Source organism: Pseudomonas sp. TAA207 (genome assembly GCF_001529285.1).
GTDB classification, from domain to species: Bacteria; Pseudomonadota; Gammaproteobacteria; order Pseudomonadales; family Pseudomonadaceae; genus Aquipseudomonas; species Aquipseudomonas weihenstephanensis.
On record NZ_LLWJ01000038.1, the window covers coordinates 1 to 17,181 of the forward strand.

14 protein-coding genes are annotated in these 17,181 nt (G+C 55.8%); 7 read left to right on the forward strand and 7 right to left on the reverse strand.

Going from position 1 to position 17,181, the window contains the following annotated elements; genetic code table 11:
- Positions 1 to 189: 189 nt before the first annotated feature.
- The 3 genes from AP059_RS00770 to AP059_RS00780 all read right to left on the reverse strand — a co-directional run bounded on the left by AP059_RS00770 (position 190) and on the right by AP059_RS00780 (position 4,682).
- Complete coding sequence (locus AP059_RS00770; protein WP_059761464.1) at positions 190 to 2,436, reverse strand: TonB-dependent siderophore receptor; 2,247 nt, start codon at positions 2,434 to 2,436, stop codon at positions 190 to 192.
- Between the two features lie 150 nt (positions 2,437 to 2,586).
- Positions 2,587 to 4,329, reverse strand: coding sequence for a phosphoethanolamine transferase CptA (locus AP059_RS00775; protein WP_059761465.1), 1,743 nt, complete (start codon positions 4,327 to 4,329; stop codon positions 2,587 to 2,589).
- 170 nt (positions 4,330 to 4,499) lie between these two features.
- Positions 4,500 to 4,682 carry a DUF6026 family protein gene (locus tag AP059_RS00780; RefSeq protein WP_059761466.1) on the reverse strand — a complete coding sequence of 61 codons (183 nt, stop codon included), beginning with the start codon at positions 4,680 to 4,682 and terminating at the stop codon, positions 4,500 to 4,502.
- A 293-nt stretch (positions 4,683 to 4,975) separates the two neighbouring features.
- Between AP059_RS00780 and gnd the strand changes: the two genes are divergently transcribed.
- The 5 genes from gnd to nudC all read left to right on the forward strand — a co-directional run bounded on the left by gnd (position 4,976) and on the right by nudC (position 10,099).
- Positions 4,976 to 5,956 (forward strand): phosphogluconate dehydrogenase (NAD(+)-dependent, decarboxylating), encoded by a 981-nt coding sequence (gene gnd, locus AP059_RS00785; RefSeq protein WP_059761467.1) that lies wholly within the window; start codon positions 4,976 to 4,978, stop codon positions 5,954 to 5,956.
- The gene (zwf, locus tag AP059_RS00790) at positions 5,953 to 7,476 is read left to right on the forward strand and encodes a glucose-6-phosphate dehydrogenase (protein WP_059761468.1); all 1,524 of its coding nucleotides are present in this window, start codon (positions 5,953 to 5,955) and stop codon (positions 7,474 to 7,476) included. The genes gnd and zwf overlap by 4 nt, the downstream gene beginning before the upstream one ends.
- Entirely contained in the window at positions 7,473 to 8,300 is an 828-nt protein-coding gene (locus tag AP059_RS00795; RefSeq protein ID WP_059761469.1) for a Cof-type HAD-IIB family hydrolase, read from the forward strand. Before zwf ends, AP059_RS00795 begins: the two co-directional genes overlap by 4 nt.
- 113 nt (positions 8,301 to 8,413) lie before the next feature.
- Complete coding sequence (locus AP059_RS00800; protein ID WP_059761470.1) at positions 8,414 to 9,226, forward strand: crotonase/enoyl-CoA hydratase family protein; 813 nt, start codon at positions 8,414 to 8,416, stop codon at positions 9,224 to 9,226.
- A gap of 42 nt (positions 9,227 to 9,268) precedes the next feature.
- Entirely contained in the window at positions 9,269 to 10,099 is an 831-nt protein-coding gene (nudC, locus tag AP059_RS00805; protein ID WP_059761471.1) for an NAD(+) diphosphatase, read from the forward strand.
- Here nudC and AP059_RS00810 read toward each other — a convergent pair.
- Together AP059_RS00810 and AP059_RS00815 are read right to left on the reverse strand one after the other, a co-directional pair.
- Complete coding sequence (locus tag AP059_RS00810; RefSeq protein ID WP_048399658.1) at positions 10,067 to 10,846, reverse strand: TSUP family transporter; 780 nt, start codon at positions 10,844 to 10,846, stop codon at positions 10,067 to 10,069. The two genes, nudC and AP059_RS00810, sit on opposite strands and share 33 nt — an antisense overlap.
- Positions 10,847 to 11,112: 266 nt before the next feature.
- A complete protein-coding gene (locus AP059_RS00815) occupies positions 11,113 to 12,192 on the reverse strand; it encodes a sigma-54 interaction domain-containing protein (RefSeq protein ID WP_059761472.1) in 1,080 nt (359 codons plus the stop codon).
- Between the two features lie 329 nt (positions 12,193 to 12,521).
- Between AP059_RS00815 and AP059_RS00820 the strand changes: the two genes are divergently transcribed.
- Positions 12,522 to 13,691, forward strand: coding sequence for an aminotransferase class V-fold PLP-dependent enzyme (locus tag AP059_RS00820; RefSeq protein WP_059761473.1), 1,170 nt, complete (start codon positions 12,522 to 12,524; stop codon positions 13,689 to 13,691).
- Between the two features lie 56 nt (positions 13,692 to 13,747).
- Positions 13,748 to 15,568 carry an aminopeptidase P family protein gene (locus AP059_RS00825; protein WP_059761474.1) on the forward strand — a complete coding sequence of 607 codons (1,821 nt, stop codon included), beginning with the start codon at positions 13,748 to 13,750 and terminating at the stop codon, positions 15,566 to 15,568.
- A 60-nt stretch (positions 15,569 to 15,628) separates the two neighbouring features.
- On the opposite strand, the gene AP059_RS21845 is transcribed toward AP059_RS00825, so the two are convergent.
- Both AP059_RS21845 and rhtA read right to left on the reverse strand, forming a co-directional pair.
- Complete coding sequence (locus AP059_RS21845; RefSeq protein WP_082149332.1) at positions 15,629 to 15,910, reverse strand: hypothetical protein; 282 nt, start codon at positions 15,908 to 15,910, stop codon at positions 15,629 to 15,631.
- A 169-nt stretch (positions 15,911 to 16,079) separates the two neighbouring features.
- Positions 16,080 to 16,967 carry a threonine/homoserine exporter RhtA gene (gene rhtA, locus AP059_RS00830; RefSeq protein WP_059761475.1) on the reverse strand — a complete coding sequence of 296 codons (888 nt, stop codon included), beginning with the start codon at positions 16,965 to 16,967 and terminating at the stop codon, positions 16,080 to 16,082.
- Positions 16,968 to 17,181: the final 214 nt, after the last annotated feature.

Genomic DNA, 17,181 nt, shown 5'->3' on the forward strand with positions numbered 1-17,181 from the left:
TCGGCAGCGACTACAGGTGATGAATGCAGGCCTGTAGGCGTTGACGAGTAACGCGCGGCGACAGAGTCGTCGTGAAGCCTTCAATCTTGGTGTGTCAGATACTGCGCGGTGATCGGGTTTACGACCGCTTCGCGGCCGATCGCAGCCTCGTGCCTCGGCAGCGACTACAGGTGATGAGTGAGCTGCTGGTTAGAGCTTCCATTCAAGGCCCAGGCTGACGGTGCGTGGATCACCCCAGAACACGCCGTTATAGAAACCAACGTTGTCGTAGTATTTCTGATCCAGCAGGTTTTTAACGTTCAATGTAGCCGATACATGGGGGTCGAATTCGTAGCGGGCCATCAGGTCGACGAGGGTGTAGGACTTCTGAGTAATATTTTCCTTCACGGTGATGTGTTCGCCATCGGCGTCTTTTTCGCCTGTCGGGCGCCAGGCACCGCGGAATATGTCGCTCTGCCAGTTCACGGCGGCGCCCACGGTCATGGCCTTCCAGTTGCCTGGCAGGCGATAGCTGCTGGCAAGCTTGACCATGTTCAAGGGTGATGTGCTGTTCATGCGGTTGCCGTCACCGTCCCGTGAGTGGGTGTAGGTGTAACCCGCCATCATGTTCCAGTCGTGCATGATTTCACCGGCCAGCTCTATTTCAAAGCCATTGACCTTGTTGCCTTTGCCAGCGGATTTGTAATATTCCTCACCGTTAGGACCCCGGGGTACGGAATCGTCGATGACGGGCACGTTGTCTTGTTTGCTCCAAAACACGGCACTGGAGAGGTTCAGGCGCTCATCCATAAAACTGCCTTTAATGCCCACTTCATAGTTACTGCCGACCACCGGTTCCAGGTAGGTCTTGTTGACCGTTTTCTCGTCAGAGGGATTAAAAATATCGGTGTAGCTCACGTAAGCCGTGAAGTGTTCGGTGAAGTCATACAGCAGCCCCGCATAAGGGGTGAGCATGTCGTTGTGTTGCTGGGTAACCTTAGTGGCTTGAGTGAGTTGGTAGGTATTTTCGTCATATTCCTTGCTGCTGTTTGAGCTTTTCCAACTGCCATAGCGTGTTCCCAGTACGGCATGCCAGTCATCCGTCAGGTTAAAGCGCGTGGCCAGGTAACCCGCTTTTTGCTTGATGATGTCTCGGCTGCCCTCACGCCCGGTATCGATGTCATTGAACTTGGGCACGCTGTCCAAATCGCTCCAGTCAGGGATCACCCCGTAGTTATCGGGATTACGCTCGATTAACCAGGGTGACGTGTTGTCGTTTTTGGCTTGCCCATATCCGAGCATCAGATCGTGGTCGCGCCCGAACAGCGGGTATGTACCTGAGACATTGATGTCGACGGCCGTCATGTATTCTTCGCCGGTCATGTGCTTGCTGTTGGCGAGCATTCCGCTGCGGTCCGCGTTGGGGAAGCCCGCACTGGCGTTGTACACAGAGCCGTCTGAATCGCTGGTGCGATAGGTGTAGGCCGCTTTAAGCCGCCAGTCATAGAACAACCGCTGATCGAGGGTGGCAAACGCGGTTTTATCCTTCATGGGCCATGAGCTCCACGGAGCAACCCAGTTGGTGGAGCGGCCCAGATGGGCTTTTTCGCCTGTGCCCGTCCAATACGGCAGCGTACCCCACGTGGTGCCTTTTACTTGCTTGTCTTGATAGTCATAACCTACGGCGACGGTGGTGTCGTCTGTCAGGTCGGCTTCCAGAATTCCGTAAGCCACTTCGCGCTTGAGGGCGTAGTTGTCGCGGAAGGATTTACTGTCGCGGTAAGCCAAAACGGTACGCCCGCGCAAGCGACCGTCAAATGCCAGCGGGCCACCCACATCCACGAAGCTGTAATAGTCGTCGTAACTGCCGCCGCTAACGCCGACCTTGGCTTCAAGTTCGTGGGTGGGGCGTTTGCGGATCATGTTGATGGTGCCCGAAGGATCGCCAGCGCCGGTAGTCAGGCCGGTGGCGCCACGGATGACTTCGATGCGGTCGTAGATGATGGTGTCGGCGTCAGACTTCATGAAGCTGAAGGTGTTGAGCATTCCGTCAATCTGGAAGTTACGGATGGTGTAACCGCGCGATGAATAGCTGACCCGGTCCGAGTCGTTGTGCTGCACCACCACGCCGGTGGTGTGGCGCATGGCTTCGGTCAGGGTGTTGAGGTTGAAATCGTCCATTTCCTGGCGGGTGACCACCGAAATCGACTGAGGTGTTTCGCGAATGCTCAGGTTGAGTTTGGTCGCAGTACTTGTAGAGCCGGTGGTGTAGGCGCCGGTGTTCTCAGTCGTTGCGCCCAGTCCTTGGGCAGTGATGCGGGTGCTATTGAGTTCCAGTGAACTGGCGCTTTTTTGGCTTTCATCCTTGATCTCGGTGTCTGCCAACAGGTGCGGGCTGAGTGCACTGCTGAGCAGACCGAGGGTTAACGTCATCGAACGGGTCATGGGCGCGTACATCGCTGCCGGCTCCTTGTCATTGTTGTGAAGTTGCTTAGTGCTTCAAACGAATGACAAGGCTGGGAATTAGCTAATCGAGAACGATTCTTGTTTCTTGATATTTCTTTGGGGAACTTAAAACGGCGGAGCGGTGGGCGCCCCGCGGTTTAATTATTGCTTGGCGATTTCGCCGGGCGTTGGGTGCTTGGGTCGGAGCAGGCTGAAATCGATCAACGCTTTTTGCGGGCGGGAGTAGGGGTCGCCAATCAATTGAGGTCGGGCGACGAATTGATCGCTGACCAAACTTTTTTTGTCGTCCAGCTCATTGGCCGTGAGCCCGGCCAAATCAGTCCAGGTGTGGATGAACTGTGAGCTGCTGTAGGGGCGGCTCAGGTCGCTGGCAAAATTCCAGGCATGAGTTTCACGCCATTTGGGCGAGGCCCATACCATGAACGGGATGGTGTACATCGGCGCTGTCGGTTTGGCTTCATTGCGGCCCAATGTGTCATGACCCACTGAGTCAAAGACGTCTTCGCCATGGTCTGACAGGTACAGCAAGAAGCCATTAGGGTCGGTCTTGGCGAAGTCTTTGATCAGGCTCGACACCACAAAATCGTTGTACAGCACGGCATTGTCGTAGCTGTTGTAGGTCGGCACCTGATCGTCGCTCAAACCGCTTGGCACGCCGGTACGGTCGGTGAACGTGTCGAACGTAGGCGGGTAGCGGTACTGGTAGCTCATGTGCGTACCGAGCAGGTGAATCACGATCAACTTGCGCGGTGCACTGTCGGCCAGGATCTTGGAGAACGGCGCCAGTACGTCGCCATCGTATTGGCGGGCGTTCTGGTTACGGTTGTTGTTGAGGTAGACCTGTTCGTCGGCTTGTTCGGAGAACGTGGTGAGCATGGTGTTGCGCTTGGTCATGGTCTGTTGATTGGTCACCCAGAAGGTTTTATACCCCGCCTGTTTCATCACGCTCACCAGCGAAGGCGTGCTCAGGTACAGGTCCGGGTTCTCTTCGTCAGCAAAGGTCAGCACTTGTTGCAGCGCTTCGATGGTGTAGGGGCGCGGGGTCACCACGTTGTCGAATATGGCCAGTTGGTCGCGTAATTTGTCGAGGTTGGGTGTCGTCTTGCGCTGATAACCATAGAGGCTCATGCGCTGGCGGTTGGTTGATTCACCGATGACGAGCACCAATGTGGTCGGTTTGCCGGCTTCATTGTCTTTGAGGTGGGTCAGTGGCGGGATCTTGCTGGCGCTGGCGAGCATGCCTTGCATGTTGTCCAGTTGCTCCAGGTAGCGGCGATAAGCTACCACCATCTGCCATGGCACCGCCGGTTCCACGCGGCTTTCGAAGCTTTCCATCGCTGCGGCCATGGTGTCGTGCTTGAGGGTTTGTTTGATCAGCGGGTATCCGATGACGGCCACCAGGATGCCGACGGCTGCGGCCCATGCCTGAACGCGGGGCAAGTACACCGGTCGCAGGCGGCTCCACAGGAATACGGCAATGGCGGTGTGGGCCAAAAAGGCCAGCACCATCCACCAGGCAAAATATTGGGTCAGGTATTCACCCGCTTCGGAGATGTTCGACTCGAACATGATGAAGATGACGCTCTGGGAAAACTCCTGCTGATAGATGAAGAAGTAGCCGAGGCTGGCCATGGAACAAGCCCACAACACTACGCCGATAATCGCTGCCAATGCGCGGGTGCGGGCGGGGAAGAGCAGCATCGGCGCCAACCAGATGGCACTCATCACAAAGGCTTGTCGAAACCCGGAGAAGCCCGAGGTGCCTGTGAGCTGGATCAGTAACTGAGTGATGCCGGAAAAGTACCAGAAAAACAGGAACAGCCAACCCAGACCTGCCCAATCGAAACCTTTTGCAGAGGTGTTACTGCGTTTGAACATCCCCATACCGCGCTCCAGCTGATAACCACTTGGATGGTTGGCACTGCAATGCGCGGCCAACGCGTCAGTGCTGCTTCAAGGCTGAGCAGCAACACAGTGTTTAAGTATCAACAAGGGCATGTGAAAACTTTGTTGCGGGGGGAGCGGCGAGCCAGGCTCGCCGTGGCGGGCCTGTGTCAGGCGATGCGCGGGGTGTTGTGGGAAACAGAAAGCGGGGATTGAACGAGGGCCAACTGTTGACGCAACTTTTCGACCTGTTGCAGCAACTGTGCGTGTTCGTCCTTGAGTTGACGCAACTCATCACGACGGATCGTGACATAGAGGGTTTGTGCAGGGCGCGCGGACAGTACTGTGTTCATGGTTCACCTCGTAGCGGACATCGTTCAATCGAGTACCCGAACGGCCCGCTGCGGGTCGTGGGTCACTGCCGGGGCCGATTGTGATTTCTTTTTCCTGCCAAGTGAACTTTTATATTTTTTGCGGTCTGCGTGCCTTCATCCGTCGCCAGAACGTATTGAATAGGGAATCTGACACCCTGCTTGTGCGAAACTATGCGCCATGCGCTAGGACTAATCCTCAGCGAGGCACTTTAAGCATCGCTGCACTAGAGTGTTGTAACCCTTTTTTATTTTGTCGTTTGGAGCATCAGTACATGCAGTTGGGAATTATTGGATTGGGCCGTATGGGCGGTAACATCGCGCGGCGTCTGATGCTCAATGGGCATACCACCGTGGTGTTTGACCGCAATACCGACTTCGTCAGCGCGCTGCAAAAGGACGGCGCCACGGGCGTTGCCGACCTTAAAGCGCTGGTCGACGGCCTGTCCAAACCTCGTGCGGTGTGGGTGATGCTGCCTTCCGGTGCACCGACCGAAGACACCATTGAAACCTTGAGCCAACTGCTCGACGCCGATGACATCATCATCGACGGGGGTAACACCTTCTATAAAGACGACATCCGTCGCGCCAAGTCGCTGTCGGAAAAAGGCATTCGTTATGTCGATGTCGGCACCTCGGGTGGGGTGTGGGGATTGGAACGCGGCTACTGCATGATGATCGGCGGTGACACTGAGGTGGTTAAGCACCTGGATCCGCTGTTCGCTACATTGGCGCCAGGCATGGGCGATATCCCGCGCACCAAAGACCGTACTTCTGACGATGATCGCGCCGAGCGTGGCTACATTCACGCCGGTCCTGCCGGTTCTGGCCACTTCGTGAAAATGGTGCACAACGGCATTGAGTACGGGTTGATGCAAGCCTACGCCGAAGGCTTCAACGTGATGAAGATGAAGGCTTCTGAAAACCTGCCCGAAGATCAGCGCTTTGACCTCAACCTGGGTGATATTGCCGAAGTGTGGCGTCGCGGCAGCGTGGTGTCCTCCTGGTTGCTCGATCTGACAGCCGATGCACTGGCAACCGACGAACCGCTGGACGGTTACTCGGGCGCGGTGGCAGACAGCGGCGAAGGTCGCTGGACAATTGAAGCGGCCATGGAACAGTCGACGCCGGTGCCGGTATTGTCGAGCGCCTTGTTTGCCCGTTACAGCTCGCGCCAACAAAGCCTGTATGGCGACAAAATGTTGTCGGCCATGCGCTTTGGTTTCGGCGGCCACGTGGAGACACCTAAAAAATGACCGACCTGTCCAGCAAATCCACGGCCAAGCCAGCGCCGCCCACCACGCTGTTTCTGTTTGGTGCCCATGGTGATCTGGTCAAGCGCTTGTTGATGCCCGCGCTTTATAACTTGAGCCGTGACGGTTTGCTGGACGATGGCTTGCGTATTGTGGGGGTTGACCACAATGCGATCAGCGATGAGGGTTTTGCCAAAAAGCTGGAGGACTTCATTCGCACCGAAGCCGCCGGCAAAGTGGATCATCCTGAGGGCCATGGCTTAAACGCCGAGTTGTGGGCCTCGCTGGCCAAAAACATCAGTTACGTGCAAGGCGACTTTCTGGAGGACAGCACCTATGCGGCGCTGGAACAGAAAATCATCGCCAGTGGCACGGGCAATGCGGTGTTTTACCTGGCCACTGCGCCGCGCTTTTTCAGCGAAGTGGTGCAGCGTCTGGGGGCCAGCGGGCTGCTCAATGAAACCCCGCAAGCTTTTCGCCGGGTGGTGATTGAAAAACCTTTTGGCTCGGACCTGCAAACAGCCCAGGCGTTGAACGCTTGCCTGCTGAGTGTCATGAGCGAAAAACAGATCTACCGGATTGACCACTATCTGGGCAAAGAAACCGTCCAGAACATTTTGGTCAGCCGCTTCTCCAATGGGCTTTTTGAAGCTTTCTGGAACAATCATTACATTGACCATGTGCAAATCACTGCGGCCGAAACCGTAGGGGTAGAGACACGTGGCAGTTTTTACGAACACACTGGCGCATTGCGCGACATGTTGCCCAATCACTTATTCCAGCTATTGGCGATGGTGGCGATGGAGCCGCCCGCCGCTTTCGGCGCGGATGCCGTGCGCGGGGAGAAGGCTAAAGTGATCGGTGCCATTCGCCCCTGGTCAGTTGAAGATGCACGCAAAAACTCGGTGCGCGGGCAATACACCCAAGGCGAGTCGGGTGGCAAGACGGTGCCGGGTTACCGCGAAGAGAACAACGTGGCACCCGACAGCACGACCGAAACCTATGTTGCACTCAAGGTGATGATCGACAACTGGCGTTGGGTGGGTGTGCCGTTTTATTTGCGCACCGGCAAACGCATGAGTGCGCGTGATACCGAAATTGCCATCTGCTTCAAACCTGCGCCGTATGCGCAGTTCCGTGACACCGATGTTGAGCGTTTGCAGCCCAACTACCTGCGTATTCAGATCCAGCCCAATGAAGGCATGTGGTTTGACTTGCAGGCCAAACGTCCGGGGCCTGGCCTGAAAATGGCCAATATCGAATTGGGTTTTGCGTACAAGGACTTCTTCGAAATGCAGCCTTCCACGGGCTACGAAACCTTGATTTATGACTGCCTGACCGGCGATCAAACGCTGTTTCAGCGAGCGGACAATATTGAAAACGGCTGGCGGGGTGTTCAGCCTTTTCTCGATGCCTGGCGTGAGCAGGCTGAGGTTCAATCCTACAAGGCGGGCGAAGATGGCCCTGAAGCCGCCAAAAACCTGCTGGCACGCGATGGCCGTGTATGGCTGAACATAGGATGAGCATCGAGAAGCGCGAGCCGATTCAATTGGTGCTGTGTGACATGGATGGCACCTTGTTGTTGCCTGATCACAGCATCAGTGCGGCAAATGTCAGAGCGGTCAAACAGTTGCAAGACGCAGGCGTCCATTTCACCCTCGCCTCGGGCCGACCGCCGCGAGCGATGCGTGAGCAGATCGCGCAGTTGGGTATTAAATTGCCGACTGCCGCTTTCAATGGCGGAGTGCTGGTTGATGCGCAGGGCCACTATTTGCTGTCACACCATGTGCCGATTGCAGCGGTGCGACACACGCTGGCCTTGCTGTCTGACTATCCGGTAGACGTTTGGGTATTTGCCGATGATCAGTGGTATTTGAAAAACACAGAGGGCCCGATGGTTGCTCATGAGCAGAGCGCATTGGGTTATGGGCCGAAGGTGGTTGAAAGCTTTGAGCCTCATCTGCACCGGGTCGACAAAATCGTGGGCGCCAGTCGTGACGCTGAATTGTTGATCGAACTTGAACAACAACTGCATGGTTTGCTTGAAGGCGAGGCGCTGGCCAGTCGCTCACAGGCCTTTTATCTGGACGTCACAGCGCTCAAGGCGAACAAAGGTGACGCGTTGGTCGCGCTGGCGGATTTAATGGCTGTGTCACTGAGGCACACCATGGCCATTGGCGATGGTGGTAATGACCCGGCGATGTTTGCCAAGGCCGGGCTCTCGGTGGCTATGGGGCAGGCCGATGAGTCGATTCGCAAGCAGGCAGACGAAGTGACTGGCAGTAATGTTGAAGACGGTGTGGCGCAAGCAATTGAGCGTTTTATTCTGAACATTGGGTCTCAGTAACAGGTCATTTTGTCCGGTTTTTGGCGTTATCGCGGCCTGCTTCGTGCCTGTTCGGCTTGTTATAGTCCTCGGCCTATTCGACCGGCAACGGCACCCTCCAAAGGATTCAGGTTATGTCCGAGTACCAGGCTTTTAAGGTTGACTTAACGGGCAGCATTGCCCATGTGCAGATCAATCGGCCGGAAAAGGTCAACGCGATGAATGCCGCGTTCTGGACGGAAATCATCGAGATCTTCCAGTGGATTGATGAAACCGATGCTGTGCGCGTGGTGGTAATCAGTGGCGCGGGTAAGCATTTTTCGGCAGGTATCGACCTGATGTTATTGGCCTCGGTCGCCAATGAGATGGGTAAGGATGTGGGGCGCAATGCGCGCCTTCTGCGGCGTAAAATCCTGCAAATGCAAGCCTCGTTCACGGCCGTCGATCAATGTCGCAAGCCAGTATTGGCCGCCATTCAAGGCTATTGCCTGGGCGGTGCGATTGACCTGATTGCTGCGTGCGACATGCGTTACGCCGCTGAGGACGCACAATTTTCGATCAAGGAAATTGACATGGGCATGGCGGCGGACGTAGGCACCTTGCAGCGCCTGCCACGCATCATTGGTGATGGCATGCTCCGCGAAATGGCCTACACCGGGCGTATGGTGGATGCCCAAGAGGCGCGTACCATCGGGTTGGTTAACCGCGTCTATTCTGACCACGCGGCGTTGCTCGACGGTGTGATGCGTATCGCTGAGGACATCGCGGGCAAGTCGCCAATTGCTATTGGCGGTACCAAACAAATGATTGGTTACATGCGCGATCACCGCGTGGACGACGGCCTGGAGTATGTCGCCACCTGGAACGCTGCGATGCTGCAATCCACGGACATGCGCGTGGCCATGACGGCGCACATGACCAAGCAAAAGCCAGAATTCCTCGACTGACGCCTGCGCGGCGTCGGCGTTTAACCCTGACAAGGACCTTGTATGACACCGCGTTGGACCACGGCAGTACTGGACACAAATCTTTCGGGCGGTTGGGCTGTAGCACGTAGCCCGGAAGGTTTTCTGGTGGACGATAATGGCCCGCTGTTTGCGCGTGAATGGCTCAAGTCACAAGCTTTACCCGTACTGGCAGAGCACGGCATTGGTCATTTGGATGGCGAGCCGGTGTATCTGCTGGAACTTGAGCGCTCGGTCGAGCTTGCGCGTTGTCATTGGCAGGGCTTGCGCACGTTCATGCTGGAAGGTGATCACACGCTTTATAAAGTGTTGGGGTATGCCGCGCAAATTGGCACTTGGGCGCGTGAGCATCGTTTTTGCGGCAACTGCGGGCAGGCGATGACGCAGGTGCCTAGAGAGCGTGCAATGCACTGCGCGCTTTGCGAGTTACGCAGTTATCCGCGAATTTCTCCGAGCATGATTGTGTTGATCACTCGGGGTGATGAGGTTTTGCTGGCGCGTTCGCCGCGTTTTGTGCCCGGCGTTTACAGTACGTTGGCGGGGTTTGCCGAGCCGGGTGAGTCTGCCGAAGACTGCTTGATCCGCGAGGTGCGTGAAGAGGTGCAGCTTGAAGTGAAGAACATTGAGTACGTGGGCAGTCAGTGCTGGCCGTTTCCGCATTCAATGATGCTCGGTTTTCATGCGCAATATGCCAGCGGCGATATCGTGCCGCAGGCCGATGAGATCGAAGATGCGCAGTGGTTCAATGTGCATGATTTGCCACCCTTGCCGGCATCGCGCTCCATTGCGCGTTATCTCATCGACCTGTATGTGGCGCGCCGCTTAGGCTTGCCCGAACCAGTGCTGCCAGGCTAGGCGCACGGTCAGTCCAAGGACCACTGTAATGAACACGGGGCGAATGAATTTGGCCCCGCCGCTGATCGCACTGCGGGCGCCAAAGAAGGCGCCGACCATCACGGCAAAGCCCATGGTCAGGCCGATGACCCAGTCCACATGGCCCGAGAAGATAAACACCGACAGCGCTGCAATGTTGCTGACGAAGTTCATGCTGCGCGCCACGCCGCTGGCCTTCACCAGGTCGATGGGATACAGCAGCATGCTGCTGACGGTCCAGAAGGCGCCCGTGCCCGGCCCGGCGACGCCGTCGTAAAACCCCAGGCTGAAACCTTGAGGTAACTGCCATTTCTTTTTGATCGGAGCATCGTTGTCGATCGGGGTTTTGGGTGTGCCGCCAAATAACAGATACACGCCGCACGCAAACACGATCACTGGCAGCATTTTGTTCAGCCATTCGGCAGGCATGTAGTGGGCCACGATGGCGCCAATCAATGCGCCTGCCAGGGTGCCGAATATGGCCAGTTTCCATTCGCGTGGATGGAACAGCTTTCGCCGATAAAAAGTGAAGCTGGCAGTGGCTGCGCCAAAGGTCGAACTGAGTTTGTTGGTGCCCAGCACCAGGTGTGGCGGCAAGCCCGCCGTGAGCAATGCAGGGGTGGTGAGCAGGCCGCCACCGCCAGCAATGGCGTCGATGAAACCGGCAACAAAGGCAACGGCAGCCAGAATGGCGAGGGTGGTCAAATCTACGCTGAGTTCAAAAGGCATGGGATCGACTTAATTCGGCGGGACGTACAGCGCAGGTGCGCCACAGGGGCATCATCTTACCCATAACCCGGTAGGGCGGCGACAAGCACTTTACTGATGTGCAACGTATGCCTCATTCGATATTTGAGGTGTCGGTGTATGACGCAGGTTGATTCAAAATCCTGCTGGCGGGTATTGGCCAGCCAAGTAGCGCGGATTGCGGCGTATAGAGCGCTGAGGGTCGGATACGATCTTCAGCAGTTGTCACCGAGCAACTGCTGAAAATTTCAGACGGCGGTGCCGGTTTCGAGGCGACGGGTAGTCACTGTCAGTGCGCCCAGCTTGATCAGGCGCGTACGGGTGACATTGCGACTCAGGCCTAACAGTTTTGCAGTGTGCACCTGGTTGTGATGACAGAACTCATAAGCGGCGCGGAGCAAGGCATCTTCAACCGTTTCATGCAGCGCGTCATTGTGTTCTTCGAACAGGGTGCGAAAGGCGCGTTGCAGTAAATCTTTGGCGGTGTCTTGAGGGGCGTGCGGGTGGGCGGTTTTGCGCGTTGCGCGGGGTTGTGGCAAACGCAGGTCATCGACTGTGATGGTTTGATTGCGGCACAGCAGCAGGCTGTGGTGGATGACGTTTTCCAGTTCTCGGATGTTGCCTGGCCACGGGTGGTGCTTAAGGGTGTTTTCTGCGCAGCCGCTGAGGGCGGTTGGGCCATGGGGTAAGCGTTGTCGATAGGTGTGCAGGAAATGTCGCGCCAAGGGCAGAATGTCCCCCACACGCTCACGCAAAGGGCGCAGTGCAAGGCTGACAACGTTCAGGCGGTAGTACAGATCTTCACGAAAATGTCCCGCTTCAATGGCGTGTTCCAGATTGACGTTGGTGGCGGCCAGGACCCGCACGTTGATGGGCGTACTTTTGCGTGAGCCAAGGCGCACCACCTCTTGCTCCTGGAGTACGCGCAACAGTTTCACCTGGATGGTCAGCGGCAGATCGCCGATTTCATCCAGAAATAACGTTCCGCCATCGGCTTCTTCAAACCAGCCGGCCTTTGCGCTGAGTGCACCGGTAAACGCGCCTTTTTCGTGGCCAAACAACTCGGCCTCGACTAAGGACTCGGAAAACGCGCCGCAATTAACCGCGATAAAGGGTTGTTGATGGCGAGCGCTGAGTTGATGGATATGGCGTGCGACTAACTCCTTGCCGGTCCCCGTTTCGCCAATGATCAATACGCTGGCATTACTGGGTGCAATTTGCTGGAGGTGGGCCAATAGCGCCTTGGACGTGGGATCTTCGAACACCTGAGCAGTGGCTCGGATGGAAGTTGCCAGGGAGGGGGTCGCAGGTAACGTCAAAAGCTGCATGATCAGCTCCTTCTAACGAGGGCTCTGCCCACAAAAGGTAAGCCGAAGGCGACTTTATAAGGGGGTTTTTATATTCCGTAAACTAACCTAATTCCATATTTATATATCCTTATTGCATATAAGACTTGCGCTTCCCCGCGTTTCTGGCGCTTTATAAGGCCATAGTCGCTCAGGGTATAAATTTGGGAAGGCTCCTACGGCCTTTCCAATTGGCACCTCTTTTTTCACTGGGCTCGATAGGGTAGTTTTAGCGATCCCTTTCAACGTGGCCTTAATCTTCTGCTATCACGCATTGCCTGATGCCGGAACTTGTTTTGTGGGTTTGCACGATGGACAAACGACCTCTGTATTTCGATTACGCTGCCACCACACCTGTGGACCCTCGTGTCATTCAGGTGATGGTTGATTGCCTGGGCTTTGAGGGTAATTTTGGTAACCCGGCCTCCGGCTCACACGCTTACGGTCAGCAGGCCCGCTCTGCTGTTGAGTTGGCCAGGGAGCAAGTGGCGCAACTTATAAATGCCAAGGCAGAACATATTGTCTGGACCTCAGGTGCCACCGAGTCCAACAACCTGGCACTCAAAGGTGTCGCCCTTGGGAGTGGTCAATCACGCGGGCACATCATTACCAGCCAGATCGAGCACAAGGCAGTTCTGGATACGGCGCGTTTTTTGCAGCAGTCAGGCTTTGAAGTCACGTATCTGGCTCCCGATGCAGATGGCCTTATCAGTGCCGATAAAGTCCGGTCTGCACTCCGTGCAGACACGCTGCTGGTGTCGCTGATGCTGGTAAACAATGAGTTGGGGACCGTTAATGACATACCTGCCATTGGCCAATATGTGCGTGAACATGGTGCGCTGTTCCATGTGGATGCTGCTCAAGGGGCGGGGAAACTCGCTATCGATGTCGCTCAGTGGGCAGTCGATTTAATGTCCTTTTCAGGTCATAAAATTTACGGTCCCAAGGGGATTGGCGCGTTGTATGTCGGGCCAAGGGCGCAAGACCGGTTGCAGGCTCAGATGCATGGCGGCGGGCATGAGTTCGGTCTGCGCTCAGGCACGTTGGCGACTCACCAGATTGCGGGCATGGGGCATGCGTTTGCAGTGGCAAAACAGTCTTTGAATGATGAGCTGGCCCATGTATCAAGTTTGCGTGAGCGCCTGTTGGGCCATCTGGCGGGCATTGCCGGGCTGCAATGTAATGGCAGTCAGCAAAGCCGGGTACCTCATACCTTAAGTCTTACGTTCAGTGAGGGGCACTTCAGCAGCGCAGCGTTGAGTGCAGCCGTCGCCTATTCCGCGACCTCAGCCTGTAATTCGGCCAGTAACGCGCCGTCCCATGTACTGCTGGCATTAGGTCTGGATGCTGAAAAGGCGCGCAGGACCATCCGTTTAAGTTTCGGACGTTTTACGTCGAATCAGGATGTTGATGCATTGGCCAAAGCGATACAGGTCGCCACAACGGTACCGGCTCCTTTTTGGGCGGTTGCTCAACCTTAGACGCTGATACAACATCAGCGAATCATAATAATGACCCGTGACCAGCAGGAGAAAGGATGAGTACTCAGTCGTTGAATCAGGGGGGAGTGGTACAGCGTTTGGCGCGTGCCCGAGCGGTGATGAGCCAGAACGGTATATATGCGTTGCTGGTGCCGTCAGCCGACCCCCATCTATCGGAGTACTTGCCGGAGTATTGGCAGGGACGGCAATGGTTGTCGGGTTTTCACGGGTCCGTCGGCACCTTGATCATTACGCCGACGTTTGCAGGCGTATGGGCTGATAGCCGTTATTGGGAGCAGGCGACCAAAGAGCTGGCTGGCAGCACTATTGAACTGGTCAAGCTAGTGCCGGGTCAGCCAGGGCCGCTGGAGTGGTTGGCGGAGCAAACCCCTAAGGGCGAGACCGTATCGGTTGACGGCGCTGTCTTTGCGCTGGCCTTCGCCCGAACATTGGAAAGTCGGCTTAAAGAGCGCGGTGCATTTTTACGCACGGATATCGACCTGCTGAACCTGGTTTGGGAGGGGCGTCCATCTCTGCCCGCCAAGCCTTTGTATGAGCACTTGGCGCCTCAGGCAACGGTTGGCCGGGTTGAAAAGCTGGCTCAACTGCGTGAAACGCTCACGCAACGCAAAGCCAATGCGCATTTCATTGCCACTCTCGACGATATCGCATGGTTATTTAATCTGCGGGGAGCGGATGTACCCTTCAACCCGGTTTTCGTTTCATTTGCGTTGATTGAAGAGAGGCAAGCGACGTTGTTCGTGGACCTGACGAAAGTCAGTCCCGAGCTGCGGGATTCTTTATTGAAGGAGGGTGTGACACTTCGTGATTACAACGAAATCGCGTCGGCGTTGCTCGCGCTACCTGAGTCGACCCGTTTGCTGGTGGATCCGGCACGTGTGACGTGCGGGCTGCTCGGCAATCTTAAAGCGGGCGTAAAGCTGGTTGAAGGTTTGAATCCGACCACGTTGGCTAAATCACAAAAGAGCCTTGATGACGTTTTTTATATCCGTCAGGCGATGGAGCAGGACGGTGCTGCGCTGTGTGAGTTCTTTGCCTGGCTGGATTCCGCTTGGGGGCGTGAGCGTATTACCGAGCTGACCATCGATGAGCGCCTGACGGCTGCGCGAGCTAGCCGCCCCGATTTTGTTTCGCTGAGTTTCAATACCATCGCAGCTTTCAATGCGAATGGGGCAATGCCTCATTACCATGCCACCGAGCAGGCGCATGCGCTGATTGAGGGCGATGGCCTCTTGCTGATTGACTCCGGTGGGCAGTATTTGGGGGGGACAACTGATATCACGCGCATGGTGCCGGTGGGTAAGGTCAGCGATGAGCAAAAGCGCGATTGCACGCGCGTGCTTAAAGGTGTGATTGCTCTCTCTAGAGCTCATTTCCCTCGAGGCATTTTGTCTCCATTGCTGGACTCGATTGCTCGGGCGCCAATCTGGGCAGAAGGGGTCGATTACGGGCACGGAACGGGGCATGGTGTGGGTTACTTTCTGAATGTGCACGAAGGGCCGCAGGTCATTGCTTATCAGGCCGCCCCCGCGCCGCAGACAGCTATGCAGCCAGGGATGATTACTTCGATTGAACCTGGCACATACAAGCCTGGCCGCTGGGGAGTCCGGATTGAAAACCTGGTACTTAACAGGGAGGCGGGGAGTTCGGAGTTCGGAACATTCTTGAAGTTTGAAACGCTGACGATGTGCCCTATTGATACACGCTGTCTGGAGCCATCGTTGCTCACACGCGACGAGGTTGAGTGGCTGGATGCTTATCATGCAGAGGTGCGTGAGCGTCTTGGCCCGTTGCTTGACGGGGATGCACTCGAATGGCTGAAGGCACGAACTGAACCTGTTGGCGCAGCAGGGTAGGTAGAGGGGGGCCACGCAGTCGACTTGAGCGGTTGCGTGGCTGACAAGTGTCGACAATGATTATTTACAGAGGACGATCATGCTACGGCTCGTGTAGCCGGCAGGGTTCAAGCCAAATGGGTAATCTCCGGGCTCTTCGGCAGAATCACCTGACTTGGCGATCGTGCGATACCCTTTGTCCCCGCAGGACCTTGCTGCTTCTGCATAACATTTGTCCCACGACGAAGACAGTCCGGAACAGTTGATGTGTAGACCTCGTTTACCATGTTTTACAGAGGTTTCAGAGGTTGCTGCGCAGCCTGCTAAAGCCAGTGCTGCCAAAGCTATCAAAAAGCGTTTCATTCCTGTCCTTAAGCGTTAGCGTCGGATTTGCGGGATGTGGGTACCAAACTGCCGTTGGCTGTGGCTATTTATAGATATCCCTATCCGGAATCGCCCCCGTGTGACTTTCACGGGGAGTAAACATCTCCTAAATGAGAGTCAATTACTAGAGCTTGTATCAATTGTGATGCTAATCGGCCTTGGCTGAAGGCGTTATATGGCCGCGCATGGTTAATGTAGCGCCCACTGAAGCCATGATGATGCACAAGATGGCCATCCATTGTGCAAACGACAGCACCTCATTGAGGAACAGCAACCCCGAAAGAGCGCCAAAGGCTGGTTCGATACTCATGAGCGTACCGAACGTGCGGGTTGGCATGCGAGTGAGTGCAATCATCTCCAGTGTGTAGGGCAGGGCGGTAGAGAGCACGGCAACGCCAATGGCTAGCGGGATCAGGCTGGGGGTTAGGAGTGTTGCGCCGGCATGAACAATGCCGATAGGTGCAATGAACAACGCAGCAATCATTACGCCCAGGGCGGCGGTCTGGACACCGTTGTCCGCGCCTGCTTTCTGTCCGAATAGAATGTACAGCGCCCAACAAGCGCCAGCACCAAGAGCATATCCTGCGCCCACCAAATCAATCCCTTCGCTGCTGCCTCCGGTAGGGATAAGTAGCAATAGTCCGGTGATGGCCAGTCCGATCCAGACAAAGTCGATTGCTCTTCGCGACGCGTAAATGGCAACTGCAAGAGGGCCGGTGAATTCAAGCGCGACCGCAATTCCTAGTGGAACGCTACGCAGTGACATATAGAAGAGAAAATTCATCCCTCCCAAGGCAATGCCGTAAATGACCACGGTGCGTAGGGATTTTGCGGTGAGCTTGGCCCTCCAGGGGCGCAATATAAGCAGCATAATCACGCTGGCAAATATAAGGCGCAGCGTGGTTGTCCCTTGGGCGCCCACAATGGGAAACATACTCTTGGCGAGCGACGCTCCGGATTGTATGGATGCCATTGCAATAAGAAGTAACCCGACAGGGAATAGAGTCGTAGCAAGGCTATGAGGTTGCTTTGTCATTTCTGAGTGGGCCTGGGTGCATAGAGAGGGTGGTAGCTGGGTATCATGCTGAACTACCAATGGGTGTGCAATATAGTGCGCAGAATCTGTGGGGTGTATGCGTTAAAACCTACGTATTTCGTCATAGCTATAACTAACCCTTGACTCAGATTTAAAACGCCCTATAATTCGCCCCACTTCCGGCGTAGTCGAAACGGAAAACTCCTTGAGTATC